Raw genomic sequence first — 19,747 nt, 5'->3', positions numbered from 1 at the left:
GAATTATTCAACGCTGGATGGCATTATTCACAAGTTCTACTACCTCTTTAGTTGTAGCACATTGTAACGCTTGTTGCGCAATCTTTTCAGTTTCTGCTTTTGACAAGTTCCGAATTTGGTTTCGTGCTGGTAAGATGGAAGTCGCACTCATACTGAATTCATCTAAGCCAAGACCTAGTAAGATAGGAATCGCAATTGGATCTCCTGCCATCTCTCCACACATACCTGCCCATTTCCCCTCAAAGTGAGCCGCTTTTATAACGTTGTCAACTAAACGTAAAATCGATGGACTGTATGGCTGATATAGGTACGCTACTCGCTCGTTCATTCGATCCGCAGCGATCGTATATTGAATTAGATCATTTGTACCAATACTGAAAAAGTCCACTTCTTTAGCAAACTGATCAGCTAAAATTGCTGTTGATGGAATTTCAACCATAATTCCTAGCTCGATGTCGTCTGATACATTCACTCCATTTTGAGTTAGACTTTCCTTTTCTTCTAAAAGTATCTGTTTTGCTTCACGGAATTCATCAAGTGTTGCAATCATCGGGAACATAATCTTTAAATTCCCGTAAATACTCGAACGAAGAAGAGCACGAAGCTGTGTACGGAAAATATTTTGCTCATTTAGGCAGAGTCGGATCGCACGGAAACCTAAAAATGGATTCATTTCCTTTGGTAGATCTAGGTATGGGAGCTCTTTATCGCCACCGATATCCAAAGTTCGTACGACAACAGGCTTATCGCCCATTTTTTCTAACACCGCTTTATAAGATTCAAATTGTTCATCCTCTGTAGGAAGCTCATTTCGACCCATATATAAAAATTCAGTGCGGTAAAGACCTACACCTTCACCACCATTACGTAGCACGCCCTCTACATCCTGTGGTGTCCCTATGTTTGCCACTAGTTCAACATGATGGTTATCACTTGATACTGTCGGTTCATTTACAAGCTTTGCCCATTCTATTTTCTGTTTCTCGTATTCAGCTTTTTTCTGTTTATAGGCTGAAATTTCTTCATTCGTTGGGTCGACAACAATTTTCCCATCAAGCCCATCTACAATAACTGTTGTTCCTTTTTCAATTTTTCGGGTGACTTCCTTCGTCCCAACAACAGCTGGAATTTCCAAGGAACGGGCCATTATTGCAGAGTGCGAAGTTCGACCACCAATATCTGTTGTAAAACCTAAAACATATTTCTTATTTAATTGCGCCGTATCTGAAGGTGTTAAATCTTCTGCAATGATAATCACTTCTTCTGAAATCATACTTGGATTAGCAAAATGAACCCCCAATAAATGAGCAAGTACACGATTCGTCACGTCACGTATGTCAGCAGCACGTTCTTTCATATATTCATTTTCCATTTGCTCAAACATTGAAATGAACATTTCCGCCACTTCGTTTAAAGCATATTCAGCATTTACGTTATGTTTCTTAATTTTATCTATAACTGGTGTAATCATTTCTGGATCATTAAGAACTAGCAGGTGAGCCGAAAAGATGGCAGCCTTATCGTCCCCAAGCTCTCTGTTTGCGTGTTCTTTAATCTTTTCTAACTCGCCTTGAGAAACTTCGAGTGCTGATTTAAATCGATTGACTTCTATTTCAATGTCAAATATCTCTTTCTTTTCTATGTTAAGCTTTGGTGTCTCAAGTGGATATGCTTTTGCAATGGAAATACCACTTGACGCTGCAATTCCTTTAATTGTAAAAGACATTATTTACCAAGCCCTTCCTTTTTCATCACTTCTTCAATTTTTGAAATAGCCTCGAGCTCATCTTCACCTTCAGTTTTCACTGTAATTTGAGACCCTTCTTTGATACCTAAAGACATTACTCCCATGATAGATTTAAGGTTTACACTTTTTTCTTTATATTGTAATTGAATTTCACTTTTGTACTGACTAGCTGCATGGACCAAAACCGTAGCTGGTCTAGCATGTAATCCCGCTTCTGCTGTAATTGTAAATGTTTTTTCAGTCATCTTACATCACTCCTCTATAAATTTTTAAGGATTAATTTTAGTAATGGGTGTTCTTCTTCAAGTCCACATACTTCTTGAATTGTCTTCTCATACCCAAGCTCATTTATTTTTTCATGTAACTTAACAGCTTCCTCATCTTTTTCAAAGTCATATTTCAGTGCAGCTGCAATCGTTTTTGCTAAATAAAGAGGTTCTCCTCCCACATATTCATAGTATTGCTTAGCCGGACTAATCAGTCTGTCATTTGAACCAAGCTTACGAATTGGGCCTCTCGCAACACGAGGAATCTCATCATTAATGTAAGGGTTTTTAAACCTTCCGATAATTTTTTCAATATAGTCCATATGTTCATTCTGATTAAATTGATATTTTTTTACTAATACTTCCCCGGATTCTCTCAGTGCTTGTCTTAAAGCTTGAAGTACTTTATCATTTTCCATTGCTTCTTTGATCGTTTCCAAACCTTCTTGATATCCTAAGTAGGCAGCTGTCGCATGTCCTGTATTTACTGTAAATAGCTTACGTTCAATGAATGGTTTTAAATCCTTTACGTACGTGACACCTTCTATTGAAGGAACTTCACCTATCATTTGGTTACGGTCGACAACCCACTCATAGAATGGTTCAACAGATACCATTAATTTATCTTCGTTTTCTTGTAAAGGGACAATTCTGTCTACCGCTGCATTAGGAAAAGCAAATAAATTTTCAAATAGATTTTGTTCTTCCATTGAAAGGTTTTCATATACTTTTTCCTTTAAAAAGGAGCTTCCACCAATCATATTTTCACAAGCTATGATATTTAAAGGACCATTTCCGTTCTCCACTCTTTTTTGTAAGCCTTTTGTTAATAGACCAGAAATTTTTTCGAGAATATGTGGCCCAACTGCTGTAGTGACTAAATCTGCCTTTGCGACTTCTGCAATGACTTGCTCAGGGTTGGTAATGCTATTGAGTGCTCTAACATTATGAACCGTGATCTCCTCACTAGTTTCTTCTGCTAATACAACGCGGTATTCTTTTTTTTCATTAAGTAAATCTACAATCTCAGCGTTTACATCTACAAAGCAAACCTCGTAACCATACTTAGACAACAGACTTCCGATAAAGCCTCTCCCTATATTTCCTGCACCAAAATGAACAGCTAACATTTAGTTCACCTCTTCGAATATTGCTAAAATTTCTTCCACTGACTGAGCATTAATAATACTTAGGACATTTTCTTCTTCTGAACAAACGATAGCAATTTTAGAAAGAACATCTAAGTGTTCATCATTTTTTCCTGCTAAGCCAATTAATAACTTAACGATATTGCCATTCCCAAAATCAACTCCATTTGGAACTTGAACAATTACAATTCCAGTTTCCTTTACAGACTTTTTAGCATCTTCTGTCCCATGAGGAATAGCTACAAAGTTACCCATATAAGTCGAGGATAGTTCCTCACGTTCAAACATTTTTTCAATGTAATCTGAATTCACATATCCATTAGTTACTAAAATTTTCCCCACAAGCTCAATTGCACTCTTTTTGTCTGATACTTTCGAATTTAATAAAACGTTTTCTTTAGCTAATATCGTTAATGACATGTTAAACACTCCAATTCCCATTTAATTTTTCATAATAAAAATGTTCTAATTTCGTAGCTAATTGAGCAGATATCAAATTCTGATCCTTAGATTGAAATACTTCTACACTTTTTTCGTCTTCAATAATTAATGTACTTATATAACTAAGCACCTCTAATACATGCTTAGGTACTTCCTGGGGTGCTAATAATAATATAATATTATCAACATCAATAAAGCTTTGATCCATACCCTTCAATAGAAGGGAGCTTTCAAGACTAATTATCTTAAAAGATGGCTTTAATATATGGTCACTTCGTGTATGAAACAATGCAATAGTTGTATTAGGAATACCTAGTCCACCTAACTTTTCTCTTGCAAATAAAGCTTCAATAACAGAACTTACATGATTGATTATTCCTTGCTTATATAATTTATCACACGCATTACCAATAACTTCTTGAATAGATTGTTCTTCTTTTGATTTCACTATTTCAAACCCTTTTAGGACTGTGATAATAATGTCTGCGTATGCTCTATTGTCGATCATTTTATCTAACGTTTTTTCTAGATCATTAAGAGTTATAGTTGACGGCAAATCCCTTCTTCTTAAAGAAAGAACAGCCTTTCCCCTTCCCTTAATTCTAGACTTTATCTTTTCAATTTCCTCTTCAGTTAAAATCGGGCTAACTAAAATATAGTCTTTCGGTAATTCATCTGAGTGAAGCGTTGAAATCACTAAATCAAATTCATTTAAATTGTGTTGCTTTAGGTCAAATAAGGAAACATTTTTTAAAGAGGTAAGGTTTGGAATTTCTTGTTGGATTCTGGTTGCTAACATTTTTGAAGTACCAATACCACTAGAGCATAAAATTAATGCATTAATTTTATCCTTGCCTTTACTTTCAATTAAGGCAGATCCAAAGTGCAAAACCAAATATCCAACCTCTTCTTCCGGAATTACTAAATCCGAAAAAACCTTTGTTGTACCCTCTTTTACTACAGAAAAAAGTTCTTGATAATCAACTTTTATTTTTTCTAACAAAGGGTTACTAATACCCATATTTTGTTTAATTCGGTAGATCGCTGGTCTTAAATGTGCAACCAACCCTTGAAAAAGGGATTGATTAGATGACAAATCTTTATCAAACTGTTTCTCAATATACTCAATCAGATTTTTTGCTTTAATAGCAACATTCAAACTCGTTTCTTCTAATAAATATTCCTTGTCATGCCTAAGTTTTGCACCTCGTAAATGCATAGTTATATAGCCAATTTCCGCATCAGGAATATTTATTTCAAACAGTTTTTGTAACTTCATTATTATTTTCTCTGCCGCTTTATACTCTAATGTTTCTTTTAAGCTTTCTAAATAATTTTGATCAATTTGAATATTTTCTCCTTGAATAATTCGTTCTAGCGCTAATGCAAGGTGTACTACTAACCCCATATAAGCACTATCAGCGATTGCATATGACAATTCTTTATTGATTTCTTCAATCACCTTCTCAACAATTAGAAGCTTTTTTTTCTCAACCAATCCAAGTAATCTTTCTGAGGCTGAGTTAACTTGTTGAGTTGTTTTTTTCTGAATATTTTCTCTTACTAGAGATAATAACTCGAACTCGTTCACATTTTGTGAAATAATTTTACTCATCGCTCGGCGTTTTGCTGTTTCACTTCCAAAAACTTCGACTCCATAGCCTCTTTTTCTGATTAAGGATAACCCAAAGCTACTTAGACGTTCTTCTAACTTATTTAAATCTGCACTTACCGTAGCAATGGTTACGTTTAAATCATTTGCTAAAGCAATTAGCTTAATCGGTTCAGTAGCTTCTAACAGCGCACAAAATATCATCGTTTGACGTTCTTCTGGAGTATATTCATTATGAGATAAATTAAAGAGAAGCAACCGCACGTCATCTAAATCAGAAGGATTTCCTGCAACCTGAATACCTTTCCCTGACTTTTTTATTAATTTTAAATTATAGCCTTTTAGAATATCTTCGACTCCCTTTAAATCTCTATGAATTGTACGAACACTCACGTCAATTGAATCGGCAAGTTCTTTTACAGTTATACCATTTAATTTTGAAAGCAAAGTTTCAAGTATTTGTCTTTCCCTAGCCGATACATACATGATCGCCACCCCATTCATTAACCTCTATTCTGTGACAAAATTAAACAATATACTTTGCATCTTAATATTAAAACGTTTATAACACTTATAACAACAAAAGAAAAACTCATTTTCGTCGTTTTAGTTGTTGACATTTTTTAATAACTTATGTCATGTCTATCTAATAAAAAAGTAGGAAAAACTACTTTGTAGCCCTTCCTACCATATAATTTATTTTAATAATTCGACTAACTCATCATACTTTGGGCTATTCAAAAAGTTTTCAACAGATATATGTTTTGCATCTGGTAACTTCACCTTTGCACGATCGGTTAAATCTTGATGAGTTACAACAATGTCAGCATCAGCAGGAAGATTATTAATCGAAGTATTAGTTACAATTATATCTAACCCAGCCTTCTTAAATTTATTCTTAAGCACTGACGCACCCATTGCGCTAGAACCCATTCCTGCATCACAAGCAAAAATCACCTTTTTAATTTCACCTTTTACGATAACACTTGAAGAAACAACTGAACTCTTTTTACCCTTCATTCCTTGCATCTTTTCAGCTGCAGTTTCTAAGTCAGTATCATCTTCTTTTTGCTTACTCGTTTTTAAAATTAATGAAGCAACTATAAATGAAACTGCAGTTGCAACGAAAACTCCAGCAAGTACTGCAAAGTAATCTCCCCTAGGAGTCATTGCCATTAAAGCAAAGATACTTCCTGGTGAAGGGCTAGCTACCAATCCAGCACTTAATATGTTAAATGTAAATACACCACTTGCCCCACCTGCAATAGCAGCGAGAATTAATGCTGGTTTCATTAAAATATACGGGAAGTAAATTTCATGAATTCCACCAAAGAAATGAATAATAATTGCTCCTGGCGATGATTGCTTTGCCATCCCTTTACCAAAAACCCAATACGCTAACAATATTCCAAGCCCTGGACCAGGGTTCGTTTCAAGTAAGAATAAAATTGATTTACCGGCTTGTGCAGCTTGTTCAATTCCAATTGGACTTAAAATTCCATGATTTATTGCATTGTTTAAGAATAATACTTTTGCTGGCTCAATAACAATACTAGCTATAGGTAATAATCCAGCACCGATAATTGCTTCTACTCCACCTGCTAAAAATTTGTTTAAGCCTAAAACTACTGGTCCTACTCCAACAAATGCTAATAACGTTAAAGCCCCTGCAATAATCCCTGCTGAGAAATTATTCACTAGCATTTCAAAACCTTGTTTAACTTTACCGTCTATCTTTTGGTCGAATTTCTTAATTAAATAACCACCAAGTGGACCCATGATCATAGCACCTAAAAACATTGGGATATCTGCTCCTACAATTACCCCCATTGTTGCTGTAGCACCTACTACTCCACCACGAACATCATAGATCATCTTACCTCCAGTATATCCAATTAAAAGAGGTAATAAGAATATAATCATTGGCCCAACTAATTCTGCCAATTTTTCATTTGGAAACCACCCTGTAGGTATAAATAACGCTGTTATAAAACCCCACGCTATAAATGCACCGATATTAGGCATGATCATTCCGCTTAAATAACTTCCAAATCGTTGAATTTTCACTCTTACTGAATTATTCATTTTGTTTCTCCCTTCAAAATGTTTTTTCTTGTACTTCTTACAATTTCTATATTAAAGCGTTTTCAAGTTTGGATCCATTTAAACAAAATTCTATTTTGTCACTTTTATTGTTGTCAATTTTAATAAGACCTTGCAAAACATTTTATTAAGGAAGTTTTTTTCATACAGAAGGTGAGACAACTACAAACGTATAATGCCATGTATCCAAAAAAGATAAAAAGGCTTCTCAAAAGTTAACACCAATGAGAAGCCTTAAATTTAAACACTTTGTAAGCACTTATTTAACTGAGTAGTCTTCTTTAACCCATTCTTCATCCACAGAATAGTATCCATCGTTTGCTTTTTGTTCTCTCTCACTTATTATCTGGTGGTAACAAAACCTAGTATTCATTACATTTTACTCTTCACTCTACTTTTTTAAATTTGTTAACATGGTTATTCAGTTCATTGACTACTTCTTGGTTTTGATTAACTTCCCCTGCAATACTTGTGATCGACTCTAATAAATTATTTGTGTTTTCACTGGAGTCAATCACAACATTCACACTTACCTCCACTGTTTCTGAAATTTCCTGGATCGCCTGAGCCATGTTCATAGAAATCTTTCGTAGTTCATGCGAACTTTCACTGAAGCGGGTTAACATTTTGTTTATCGTATCCACATCGTCCTTATAAGTATTAGCAACTTCGACAAACCCCTCGTAATCAGTCGACACTTTTCCCATCATATAAGTCGTCACCTTTTTCGCATTATTAACAAGATCATCCACTGAAGTTGTTACCAACGAACTAATGCTTTGAATATCTTTAGCAGTTTCCTTTGTATTCTCTGCCAATAAGCGTATCTCATCTGCTACAACAGCAAAACCTTTTCCGGCATTTCCTGCTCTTGCAGCTTCAATCGATGCATTTAACGCAAGCAGATTAGTTTGTGCAGATATATCCAATATATTTGAGGTTAATATATTAATTCTTTCAACAGAACGGCTATTTTCAATAGATACAGCCATTGTCTTTTTTATCTCTTGGAGAACTCCCATCAATTCTTGCTTACTATCAATTGTTTGCCCCTTAAGTTTATCAGCTCGCATTGCTATACTTCCAACATGAACAGAATTAGAATGGGCATCATCCGCTATCGTATTAGCTGCAACAAGAACATTTTGAGCTCCGTACTCTATGTTCTGTATCGTACTACTTATTTCTTCCATACTTGCCGATAATTCATTCAACGATTCTGAAATACTAGAACTCGAGTTTTTACTTCCTCTAATATTACGTTCGATGTTTTCTGTAGAGGATTGAATAAATCTAGATCCTGCTTTAATGGAAATCATCACATTTTGCAAAGTCTCTAAAAACCTATTAATACCGTTGATCATCTGACCTACTTCATCCTCTGAATTACTTTTAATTCTAGCTGTTAAATCCCCTTCTTGGTCTTCGAGGTTTTTAATAATTCTACTTAGACTGTTGTTTGTCTTTTTCAGTGGACTAATGATTGTCTTCATTGATACCCAAAAAGCAGTAGCAACCGATATGACAAATATCACTGCCATTCCCCAGATAATAATTGTCGATCTATCAACTCTCGAATTGATAAGTGTTACTTCATGATCGATTATGTTATCAAACACCATTTGAAAAGCTTTTTCAGAGGTTACCATCGAGTTAAACATAGCTTGCAAATTTCCATAGCTTTCGATTGCAACTGCCCGATCTCCTTGTTTTATATAACCTACCAGTAATTTCGCCTGTTCTAGATAAGCCTCTGTGTCCTTCCAATAAGGTCGATATGCATCGTTAAGATCACTTTTCATCGCTTTTTTAGAAAACTCATCTGTAATGATAGCGATTTCATTCACACTAGCAATTGACCTTTCCACGCTTTCTAAAATGTTGCGCGATAACTCTCCTCCGTCAGCCCGATCTTCCAAAATGTATCTTTGACTAGATAATTCAATTTGGCCGATTTCTTTTGCAAGTTTTACTTGTTCATATTCCAAATTTAAAAAAGAGTTTGAAATTAAATTCGCTGATAATTTCACCTGTAAATTCGTAATTCCACTTAAGGTGGTGTTCAATGTGTAGAGAAATGTTAAAAAAATTAAAATAAATAATAACCGTTTTGCAATTGATTTTCTCATTTTCTCAGCTCCTATGGTCATGGACTCCACCACCCCTAATGAAGAGTCCACCACTTGTTTAAAATTTTACAGTAAGCCTTTTATATGAAATAGTGAGAACACCTTAAACGGCGTTCTCACTATTTCGTAATCATTCATTTAATTAAAACCTACTAACTTTTGCGACACTTTATATGCTCCTACCGAAATACTACGTCCAAATCGTCCTGGTAGATTGGTAAGATGCCCCATTAATCCATAACGGATCTTACGATATAGTTCCTCATCTCTTGCCTTGAGATATTTCATTAATTCCTTTTTCTTTTCTAGATTTTCCTTAGTACCAGAACGAATTAACAAAATCGCAGAAATAACAGTAACAATTTCTAACTGATGGAGCATATACCTTTGAAGCTTAGGACTTTGGATAGATTCAAGTTGAACTTGCTCGATCATCAGCTTATTTACTTTAATTTGCTGATCGATACGTCTTATCATCACACTTTCATTCACAGATTGATCTTCCCTGCCTATGAAATATCGGTAAAAATCCACATTTAAATAACAGATTTTCTTAACATGAGAAAGTGGTTGATAGACATATAAATTATCCACATAAAAAGTATGCTTTGGAAGCTCCAACCTGCAATCCCTTAATAGCTCTGTTCGATAGATAAGTGAATGCATCATCAGATACTGCCCTTTACGAAAATTTCTTATGTCGTCCCAGTGAAAAATCACATCCTCTGGGAGAACTTCATCATATTTCATAACCTTCTTATACTTTGCTCCTTCTTTTTCATAAACAAAGTTGCTAATGAGCATGTCAACTGATTTATACTCTTCAGTAAAATCTCGCAACTTCTGTAAGATCTGAAGGTACGCCCGTATATCTACCCAGTCGTCACTATCAACTACCTTGAAATAAAGACCCGTTGCGTTTCTAATTCCTGCGTTGACCGCTTCTCCATGTCCACCATTTACCTGATGTATCGCTCTAACCATAGTTGGGTATTTCTTCGCATAATCATCAGCAATTTCTGCTGTTTTATCAACAGACCCATCGTTGACTATGATTAGCTCAACATCTTCTCTCCCAGGTAAAAGGGATTCAATGCAATTCCTCATATAGTCTTGAGAGTTATAGCAAGGAATAACTACTGATAATAATTTCATTTTTTACACAACCTTTGTTGGTTTTTCAGGCTCTTGCTTAAAAATTATTTTAAAAATCGGAAAGAAAACCCAGAACGAAATAGCACTATTAATAATCATCGTTACAACATCTGCTGTCGTTTCGCCAACAGATCCCCAGCCTAATGTGTTCATAAAAAAGTGATAAACAGGAGTTTGATAAAACCCTAGAGCTGCTGCAGCAACTATAGTTATTACTATATAAGCAACAAAATACCAGAATGCAGCCTTCCAGATGCTACTGTTTGATTTAAATGTAATACTTCTTTGTGCAAAGAAGTTAAGGATCTGTGCAATTCCAATCGTAATTTGAACAGCTAAAAAGTAAGCAAGTCCACCACCACCGCCAGCGGCAATTGCTCCTGCAGCATAGTCGAATATATAATATGGACTACCATCGGTGTTTGTTCCAACCTGCCAAACCTGGAAACTAGTACTAACTAATGCGGTTTGTGCAAATATCATCCGAAACACTGGCATTAATATAAGCTGAAGCGCCGTTATCCCGTTACTAAGCATAAAGAACACAAAAAACTGAGCGCTATTTGGATGTTTTTCTTTAAGTCTACTCCATAAACCAATTACTCCTGAAAAGAGATTCGTTTGCTTTACATCATCCTTACTCATCATACATCCCCTTTGCCACTAGTTGTAGTGTTAACATTTGCCTTACTTTTAGCGGCCTTCAGCATTTTCTTTCTTTCTCTTATTACATGACGCAAGCCTTTGAAGAACTGTCCATTAACAATCATTAGAATTCCATCTAACATTGGCATGTTCATAATGCCACCAGTCATTCTCGCCATTCCTCTAAACGGCATGTGGTAGACAGACATCATAATAAGATTTGCTGTGCTTCTTTTTCCACTCTTCCATAGGAAAGAATGAGTCAACTTAATGGCACTGAATGCAAATCGAGCAAACCAGCCTTTCGCATACTGACACTGTGCGATCGTATCGTTATACCCCAGTGGTTTTGATCGATTCCATTTAGCAGCTGGGACCTTGTGGCCAAGCAAAATTTCGAACTCTTCAATACTAACATCGTTAGCTTTACCAGAATAATACGATGGTAGCTTCTTCTTTTCATAAGGAAGTGGTGCCCCTGTTCCTTCTACAAATAAAATCTCAGTTAAACGAATGTCAGTACTTGAAGCTCCAATCATAATCTCATACTGTGCCTCTTCAATTTCCCATTCATCAGTTACAACATTAAAATAACGGAACGTTTTGTCATCAAACGGAATCATTACTGATTTGGTTTCACCTGCATGTAGGGACACCTTTGTAAAACCTTTCAATTCCTTTTTAGGTCTAAAAATTCGGCTCGAGCCGCAGCCAACATACAACTGCGCCGCCTCACTACCGGCAACTTCACCAGTGTTTGTAATATTAAATGTAACTCCATCTTTGTCCACTTTAATATCAGAATATTCAAATGTAGTATAGCTTAGACCATAGCCAAACGGGTATAGAACGTTTACATCGGCAGTATCAAAGTAGCGATAACCAATAAAAAGTCCTTCTCTGTACTCTACGCTAACTTCTTTCCCTGGAAAATTCTTATAAGAAGGAGTATCTTCGTAACGGATTGGATACGTTTCTGCCAGTTTTCCAGAAGGATTTACCTCACCTGAAATCACCCTAAGAATCGCTTTTGCCCCAGCCTGACCGCTTAGGTAGGCATGCAATAGACCTTTAACTTTTCCAATCCATGGCATTTCTACAGCAGCACCACAAGAAAGAACTACTATAATGTTCGAGTTCACTTCATATAGAGCATTTAATAGCTCAATTTGATTTTCCGGTATCTTCATGCCTTGACGGTCCAATCCTTCTGCTTCCGTCACCTCATCAAGCCCAATATATAATAGAACAACATCGGCTGTCTTTGCTAATTGACAAGCGCTATTTATTTTTTTCTTGTTCTTTTTTCCATATCGTTCAAAACCAGGTTCGAAACCGATACTCTCAATACCTGCTTCCTCAAGAGATTCCAGTGTATTTTCTAATATCGTTGGGTTTACGATAGACGATCCTGCCCCTTGGTATCGTGCTTCCGTGGCAAAATCGCCAATAACAGCAACCTTTTTGCCTTTCTGTAGCGGGAGGATATCACCTTCATTTTTAAGAAGTACGATTGATTCTTCTGCAACCTTCTGTGCTAGACTATGGTGTTCCTTCACATCAAAGTCTTTCTTAGGTAATTTGTATACTTCCTCTGTTGTAAAAATAAGCTCTAGAAGACGATCAACGGCTTCATCTAAAAGTTCTTCTTTAATCGTGCCATTATTAATAGCTGCAATAATCTCTTTGTTTGTTTCACTAGCCGTGGTCGGCATTTCAAGCTCATTCCCTGCGATTAATCCTGCAACACGGTCATTGCTTCCACCCCAGTCTGTTACGACGACACCCTGATAGTTCCACTCATCACGAAGAATTTCTCTCATTAAGTGAATATTCTCGTTAGTGTATTCCCCATTAAGCATGTTGTAGGCGGACATCACTGTCTTCGTTTTACCTTCTTTTACCGCCATTTCAAATGCAGTCAGATAGATTTCACGGAGGGTTCTTTCATCTACGATTGTATCAATGGACATCCTACGCTCTTCTTGATTATTTACCGCAAAGTGCTTGACGCAGGCTGAAATTCCATGCGATTGTATCCCTCTGATATAGGCTGCAGCAAGCTTCCCAGCAAGATATGGATCCTCACTGAAATACTCGAAGTTCCTACCACACAATGGGTTTCGTTTCATATTGATACCAGGCCCAAGCAGAACATTAACCTTCTGTGCTACAGCCTCTTCACCAAGATACTCACCAATTTTTTCTCCTAGCTGTTCATTCCAGCTGTTTGCGACCGTTGCTGCTGTCGGGAAACATGTTGCTGGAATACTTGGATTAAGGCCGAGATGGTCCGCAGCATCTTTTTGCTTACGAATTCCGTGTGGTCCATCGGCAAGAAATATGCTATTAATCCCAAGTCGTTCAATGTCCTGCGTTTGCCAGAAATCTTTTCCTGACATTAGTGAGGCTTTTTCCTCTAAAGTCATTTTACTTATTAAATCCTTGTATTTCATTGTACATACCTCTTTTTAAAAGTTGGCGGCACTCTTTGAAAGTACCGCCAATCTATATTTGTGTTATAGCTTCGCCAAAGGCCTAGAAGCACAATGATTACTTGTTTGTTTACGAAACTATTTTCCTGTTGTTGTACACATATCTAATTTAGACTATTCTATTATTTCGATACCTGACTTCGGCTTACGAAATGTGTAGTAGAAACCTCCAATAATAGCAATAAGGAGAAGGATATCGACAACGATTGTTATTTTCACCCATGTCGGCATATCACTACTTAAAGGATCGTTAATTGCACTACTGTTTGCCACAGTGTATAAAATGTTATGAGAAGCATCCCTCATAGCCCATTGCAAGTCGTTACTATTTGTATCTACATTTCCAGGTACTCCAAACGGCGCTGCACCGGTTAATAAGAGGTCATTCCCATTACGAACAGCTAGTTCAAACACCATATAAGGATAGAAGTCACCTAAGAAGAAGTCCGTATTTACATGTCCTCGAAAGCCCCACTCATTACGTAGTACTTCCTTTAGAAGACCTGAGCTTGCACCTGCCCAAACTGGACCAATACTATTGAAAGCTGACATTACCCCGCTTGCGCCGCCCTCTTTAACAGCAATTTCAAAAGGCTTTAGATAAATATCTCGAATAGTTTGCTCATTTGCCCAAGTCATGACCCCAAGTATACGGTTTTCCTCTTGGTCGTTTAGGGCAAAGTGTTTCATATAAACAAATCCACCTTGACTCTCAAATCCTTTGATTTTGTTAGCTGCCATCTTACCAGATACTAGTGGATCCTCAGAATAATACTCAAAGTTTCTTCCACTGAATGCAGTACGGTGGATATTAACCCCTGGAGCATACCAGCCAGTTACACCGTAAGCTTGGCCTTCTGCACCTACTGCTTCCCCCATTTGTAAGGCGAGGTCAACATTCCATGTTTGTGCAAGTACAACCCCCGCCGGGAATGCAGTACCCGAAGTATCTGACCTTGAAGTATAAGCTGTAATACCTGAAGGACCATCGTAGTCATGCGTCATAGGTTTCCCTACAGATTCAACTTCAATTGTTCGATACCCACCAAGTGTTACCAGATCTAACATATCTTTTACAGATAATTGGTCAAGTAAATCGTTCCATCTTTCATCATGGAAGTCGACACCAGTGAAATCCTCTAATTCTAAGCCATTATCAGCCCCAGTTACTGGTGGTTCTGTATGCGTATCCTCCGGAATATCGTAGCGATGGCTGTTAACCATATTCACAAAAGATTCATCTACTAGCTTTCCGCGTACAATTTTTTCGCCACCGTCATTCGTAACTGTAAACTCTTCATGGTTAACTAATTGCTCTAGATTTGCAAAACCATTTGCTCTTGAAAGATAATTAGTTATACTTCCCTCACCTGTTACAAGTTCATCAAACTGGTTTACAGGAACTTGATCATCAGTAGACCGCCCTGAAGCAAAAACTACTTCATTAAGTTGTTTTGAAGCCACCTCAGTGATAACTTCATGAGAATTTTTCATTAGGATAATTTTGTATTCACCTTGCTCAAGTACGTATGCACCATTGCTGCTATAAACTCCGCCATGATCGTAAACAGCCATGTCTTCTACTTTGAAAGTAATTGTAACTGTTTCAGATTCACCTGGCTGAATAATAGCAGTTTTCTCAAATGCAACTAAATCAACTACTGATCTTTCAATGTTTCCAGTGTATGGAGCATTGAAATAAATCTGTACTACTTCTTTACCAGCGATTGAACCAGTATTTGTTACACTTACGTCGAAGGAGATAGTTTCATCATCCCAGCTTAGGCTACCAGGTACTACTTCTTGTTCAAACGTTGTGTAGCTTAATCCATATCCGAATGGGAATTGTACCTCATCATAATAATTAATGATGTCTTCTGCTACTGCTGTCTCATAATAACGATACCCAACATAAATACCTTCTGTGTAATCCACATACTTTAGAAGAACATTCTTTTGATCAACTGCATGCGAATAAGAACCGTCTGCGTTTTGAAGAACATAATTAAAGTCACCAAAATTTGTCATTGCAGGTGGATCAAGAAGATTTCTCGTATAGATATCTACTGTTCTACCAGAAGGATTTACTTCACCAGATAGGATAGTACCTAAAGAATTAAATCCATTTTGTCCCGCACCACCAACAGAAACAATACTCTTAATTTGGTTATAATCTTCTACCCAACTAAGCTCAAATGTGTTACTGCTGTTAACAACTAGAATAACGTTATCAAAATGTTCTGTAACAATATTCACCATATCTTGCTCACGGTTAGAAAGTTGAAGATAATGTTTATTTGGATCTAAATCGTCTTCATTTCCATAACGAAACCCAGTCGCACTGAATGGACTTCCGTTTGGATCAAAAGTATCAGGGCCATCCATTAGTCTTGGAAGATCTGCACCCTCACCACCAGAACGAGCAATAAAGATTACAGCAACATCAGAAAATTCTCTTGCCTGCTGCATTCTTTCTTCTGTGTAGAATTCAGATGCAAGTGGCTCAGGAATTGTCCAGTCTTGACCGTCCATATCTATGATTGGTCTTTGTAGTCCAGTCGCAACATAATCATTATATAGTTGTTCGTTAATTTCAAAGCCTGCATTCTTAAGACCCGTTCTTGGATTAATTGCAGTGTCTGCATTTACTTTTCCAGAACCCGTTCCACCATAAATCGGGTTTGTAAAGCTCCAACCGAACACGTTTAGTTTCGTAGATCCCGCTAACGGAAGCATGCCTTCATTATTTTGAAGAAGAACGATACCTTCATCAGCGATTTGTGATGCAATAACTTCTGAATGCTTACGCGCCTCTACTGCTTCGGCACTTTCAACGTCAATTTCATTAAAATACATCGTAATAACATCAGAAAAATATGCTAGTGCCACGTTTCCAGCAACCCCAGTTAGGAGCATTAAGGTTAAAAATATACTCATAAAAATGCGGAACTTTTTCTTACTCTTACCTGACATTTTTTTTCCCCCTCATAATAATTCTAGTAATAGATAATTTCTTTAGTTCCATCTTGCTAATATCTTGCTCACTCCTCGATTTCATACACTGAACACGAGAAAGAAACTTTAAATATACAGTATACCTTTTCATTTAAATTGTCTTAACGCATCAAATTGTAAAGGTATTCATTTAATTTTAAAATCTCTCTAAAGTGTTTATAAAAAAATTTTAACATACAATTTCCTTCATAAATTTCTCCTTCATAAACGGTAGCAAATTCAGCATAAACTGTATCGACAAAAAAAAATTGGATTTAAGTAAGTACGGCATATAGCAAAAACAACTGAATTTAACTTCATTTTTTTACTAAAAGAGTAAATCCCAAGAGGGTTTTCTCTTGGGATTTTTCCGGAATTTGTTATTTACCCTTATTTTCCGGGCTAACCAAAGCTGGAACACTATACTTTTCTGTACGTGCGTCTTTTATTACACCAGCCCAATTTAGTCCGAATGCAAAGTCATAGATATTTCCAACACTATCAACATAGCTTTCCATATCACGTGGCACATCTTCCAATTGCGCTTCAACAGTTAGCATATTTGCAGGCATTTGAACTGGTAATAAAGCTGAAGGTTCACTCTTACCTGCTGCAACTTCAATCAATGCTCTTTCTTCAATACCATAGCCTGATCCTACAGTCCATCCAAACGCGATAAGGATAGTATCTGCATAAGGCTCAATTTCTGAGAAGATCATAGGTCCGTCAGCTTTAATTGCCACAATGACAGGAGCGCCTTCTGGCATATTTTCAGCTGCATATTTAACTGTATTAACATCTTCGTAGTTCTTTACGATAGCTGATTTACCGAAATAAGAACGGTTTTCTTTTTCTTCAATTTCTTCTACACCATAACCGCTTGCTTTTTGAGTTATAGTAATATCACCAGAGAGTGATTCTTTTCGAACGTGCTCAGAATCTGCCGTATAATCTCCATATTGCAAGGAAATTGGAATATATTCCTCGTTAACTTTATCATATCCAAATCCAGCAAAGTAATTTCCTTCATTAATAGGGTTTGTAATGATTGCTAATGCAAAATCAACGGCTGCTAATTCTTCAGCTGTTGCACGAACAATATCCTCCACTGCAGCCATCGGATTTCCTTCTCTATCATCTGAACCTGTTAACGTTTCTGTTGGTGTATCTGTTACAACATTAAAGTACTCACTTAAAAGCTCCATCTCAACAGGTAACTTCCATTCTGCTCTTGTTTCCATTCCAAAATAATTTATTTCATGTGGAACATAATTCATTGGAACATACACTGTTGGTTTTTCTTCAGAATTATTAGAAGTAACAGCGTTATCCTCGTTCTTTAACATAACAATCGATTTTAATTGCGCATCATATGCTTTTGCTTGGAACTCATCACTTAACACTGTCGTTGCAGCTTCTTCTAAATTCACATAAGGATTTTCGAACAAACCAACGTTAAAGAAGGTTCTTAGAATACGCTCTGCTGACTTTTCATAACGAGGTCTTATAACATCTTCCCCAAGCTCAGCCACACCGATCTCATAAGCCTCAACGACAACCGCTCTATCATTTAAGCCACCAAATTGATCAGTACCTGCAACGATTGCTTTTAAGATGCGTTCCGCCTTAGTTAGGTCAGCCACACCATAAGGTTTTCCTTGCATAAAGCCACCTTCTAAATCGTCAACAACACCCCAGTCTGTAGTTACAACGCCATCAAATCCATACTGATTACGTAATAATTCCTCAAGTTTATACTTACTAAATGCAGTTCCTACTAAATCACCAAACGTTTTTTCATCGTCAAATGCGATTGAATAGGATGCCATTACTGCTGAGGCTGCTTCTGTTTGACCCGCCAAGTTAAAACCACCATCTACGAAAGGAATTAGATGTGTTTCAAATTGCCCACCAGGGTAAACCTGGCCATTACCTCTGAATGAATGCCCTTCACGGCCACCTTCTGCAGCACCATCACCAGGCCAATGCTTAATCATCGCACTCATACTATATGGACCCCATCCAAGGTCATTTCCATTTTCATCAAAAGTTGATTGTACTCCATTTACAAATGCACTTGTAAGATCCCTTGCTAAGGCTGGGTCTTCACCAAATGTACCATCTACTCGGTTCCAGCGAGGTTCCGTAGCTAGGTCAATTTGCGGACCAAGTAACGTTCCGATACCTAGTAATCGATACTCAATAGAAGTCAAATTCCCCATCTCTTGAACAAGTTCAGGGTCAAAAGTTGCTGCTAAGGCAAGATTTGACGGAATACCTGAAACCCCTCCATCCCTTGGGTCACTACTAGTGACTACCGGAATACCAAAACTAATACCTTCTGTATAAGCTTGCATTGCATTATTCCATTTAACAGTATCAGCGGTAGACGCAGCAGGCGCTGCATTCAACATTGCACGACCACCAACGTCTAAAAATGCGATTTGATCCTCTGCTAATTCTTCAGATACACTAAACACGTGAGAGCTATATAGCATTAACCCTGCTATATCTTCAACTGACAAAAGTGAAGCTAAATTTGCCGCTCTAACATCCGTACCTAATCTCCAATCTTCATAAGGGTCGAGTACACCATTTTTGTTTAAATCTTTAAAAGCATACCCATCAACTTGAATAAGTTGAACACCAGACTCTTTAGAGTATCCTAGTGTTTTCCCACCCTCATTGGTAACGATTACATATCCATCCGTTGTTTCTGTATCTTTCCATTTCACATCACCAGAACCTAATTCTTCAGCTTCTATAGGACCTCGCGAAACTGTTTCACTTTTATTATCATCCGTACAAGCAATTAGAGCTAACATCATAATAAAAACTACGATTAAAAGCGATAAATGTTTAATTCTATTTTTCATCTACAACTTTCCCCTTTCATTTGCAAGTCTTATTTTGGTTTTAAAACTGGCTCTTCACGAATTGTAAAGGCATTCATTTTGTCGCAACTATCATCTCCTCTTACTAACTATAAAAAAAACATTAACATAAATTTTC

General features: G+C 36.8%; 12 protein-coding genes. All 12 read right to left on the bottom strand.

What is annotated here, in order from left to right; genetic code table 11:
• Positions 1-7: 7 nt before the first annotated feature.
• Entirely contained in the window at positions 8-1,726 is a 1,719-nt protein-coding gene (gene ptsP / locus ACK4M9_RS19715; protein ID WP_409854357.1) for a phosphoenolpyruvate--protein phosphotransferase, read from the bottom strand.
• The gene (locus ACK4M9_RS19710) at positions 1,726-1,992 is read right to left on the bottom strand and encodes a phosphocarrier protein HPr (protein ID WP_409854355.1); all 267 of its coding nucleotides are present in this window, start codon (positions 1,990-1,992) and stop codon (positions 1,726-1,728) included. The genes ptsP and ACK4M9_RS19710 overlap by 1 nt, the downstream gene beginning before the upstream one ends.
• A gap of 14 nt (positions 1,993-2,006) precedes the next feature.
• Positions 2,007-3,143, bottom strand: coding sequence for a mannitol-1-phosphate 5-dehydrogenase (locus tag ACK4M9_RS19705; RefSeq protein ID WP_409854353.1), 1,137 nt, complete (start codon positions 3,141-3,143; stop codon positions 2,007-2,009).
• On the bottom strand, positions 3,144-3,581 hold the full coding sequence (locus ACK4M9_RS19700; protein ID WP_409854352.1) for a PTS mannitol transporter subunit IIA: 438 nt from the start codon (positions 3,579-3,581) through the stop codon (positions 3,144-3,146).
• A 1-nt stretch (position 3,582) separates the two neighbouring features.
• A complete protein-coding gene (locus ACK4M9_RS19695) occupies positions 3,583-5,700 on the bottom strand; it encodes a BglG family transcription antiterminator (RefSeq protein WP_409854350.1) in 2,118 nt (705 codons plus the stop codon).
• 210 nt (positions 5,701-5,910) lie between these two features.
• The gene (locus ACK4M9_RS19690) at positions 5,911-7,299 is read right to left on the bottom strand and encodes a PTS mannitol transporter subunit IIBC (RefSeq protein ID WP_409854348.1); all 1,389 of its coding nucleotides are present in this window, start codon (positions 7,297-7,299) and stop codon (positions 5,911-5,913) included.
• 404 nt (positions 7,300-7,703) lie between these two features.
• The gene (locus ACK4M9_RS19685; RefSeq protein WP_409854346.1) at positions 7,704-9,446 is read right to left on the bottom strand and encodes a methyl-accepting chemotaxis protein; all 1,743 of its coding nucleotides are present in this window, start codon (positions 9,444-9,446) and stop codon (positions 7,704-7,706) included.
• A gap of 138 nt (positions 9,447-9,584) precedes the next feature.
• A complete protein-coding gene (locus ACK4M9_RS19680) occupies positions 9,585-10,601 on the bottom strand; it encodes a glycosyltransferase family 2 protein (RefSeq protein WP_409854344.1) in 1,017 nt (338 codons plus the stop codon).
• Between the two features lie 3 nt (positions 10,602-10,604).
• Entirely contained in the window at positions 10,605-11,249 is a 645-nt protein-coding gene (locus ACK4M9_RS19675; protein WP_409854343.1) for a hypothetical protein, read from the bottom strand.
• Positions 11,246-13,702, bottom strand: a complete 2,457-nt coding sequence (locus ACK4M9_RS19670; protein ID WP_409854341.1) for a beta-glucosidase family protein — start codon at positions 13,700-13,702, stop codon at positions 11,246-11,248. The genes ACK4M9_RS19675 and ACK4M9_RS19670 overlap by 4 nt, the downstream gene beginning before the upstream one ends.
• Before the next feature lie 153 nt (positions 13,703-13,855).
• Positions 13,856-16,714 carry a glycoside hydrolase family 3 protein gene (locus tag ACK4M9_RS19665; RefSeq protein WP_409854339.1) on the bottom strand — a complete coding sequence of 953 codons (2,859 nt, stop codon included), beginning with the start codon at positions 16,712-16,714 and terminating at the stop codon, positions 13,856-13,858.
• 401 nt (positions 16,715-17,115) lie between these two features.
• The gene (locus tag ACK4M9_RS19660; RefSeq protein WP_409854337.1) at positions 17,116-19,611 is read right to left on the bottom strand and encodes a glycoside hydrolase family 3 protein; all 2,496 of its coding nucleotides are present in this window, start codon (positions 19,609-19,611) and stop codon (positions 17,116-17,118) included.
• Positions 19,612-19,747: the final 136 nt, after the last annotated feature.

This window comes from Anaerobacillus sp. (genome assembly GCF_046314235.1).
In the GTDB taxonomy this organism is placed as follows: domain Bacteria; phylum Bacillota; class Bacilli; order Bacillales; family Anaerobacillaceae; genus Anaerobacillus.
Note: the sequence above shows the minus strand (reverse complement) of the source record. Positions and strands in the feature narration are given on the sequence as shown.

Excerpts from the sequence above, each read along its gene's own strand:
- ptsP (WP_409854357.1), bottom strand. The coding sequence starts at position 1,726 with ATGTCTTTTACAATTAAAGGAATTGCAGCGTCAAGTGGTATTTCCATT.
- ACK4M9_RS19710 (WP_409854355.1), bottom strand. The coding sequence starts at position 1,992 with ATGACTGAAAAAACATTTACAATTACAGCAGAAGCGGGATTACATGCT.
- ACK4M9_RS19705 (WP_409854353.1), bottom strand. The coding sequence starts at position 3,143 with ATGTTAGCTGTTCATTTTGGTGCAGGAAATATAGGGAGAGGCTTTATC.
- ACK4M9_RS19700 (WP_409854352.1), bottom strand. The coding sequence starts at position 3,581 with ATGTCATTAACGATATTAGCTAAAGAAAACGTTTTATTAAATTCGAAA.
- ACK4M9_RS19695 (WP_409854350.1), bottom strand. The coding sequence starts at position 5,700 with ATGTATGTATCGGCTAGGGAAAGACAAATACTTGAAACTTTGCTTTCA.
- ACK4M9_RS19690 (WP_409854348.1), bottom strand. The coding sequence starts at position 7,299 with ATGAATAATTCAGTAAGAGTGAAAATTCAACGATTTGGAAGTTATTTA.
- ACK4M9_RS19685 (WP_409854346.1), bottom strand. The coding sequence starts at position 9,446 with ATGAGAAAATCAATTGCAAAACGGTTATTATTTATTTTAATTTTTTTA.
- ACK4M9_RS19680 (WP_409854344.1), bottom strand. The coding sequence starts at position 10,601 with ATGAAATTATTATCAGTAGTTATTCCTTGCTATAACTCTCAAGACTAT.
- ACK4M9_RS19675 (WP_409854343.1), bottom strand. The coding sequence starts at position 11,249 with ATGATGAGTAAGGATGATGTAAAGCAAACGAATCTCTTTTCAGGAGTA.
- ACK4M9_RS19670 (WP_409854341.1), bottom strand. The coding sequence starts at position 13,702 with ATGAAATACAAGGATTTAATAAGTAAAATGACTTTAGAGGAAAAAGCC.
- ACK4M9_RS19665 (WP_409854339.1), bottom strand. The coding sequence starts at position 16,714 with ATGTCAGGTAAGAGTAAGAAAAAGTTCCGCATTTTTATGAGTATATTT.
- ACK4M9_RS19660 (WP_409854337.1), bottom strand. The coding sequence starts at position 19,611 with ATGAAAAATAGAATTAAACATTTATCGCTTTTAATCGTAGTTTTTATT.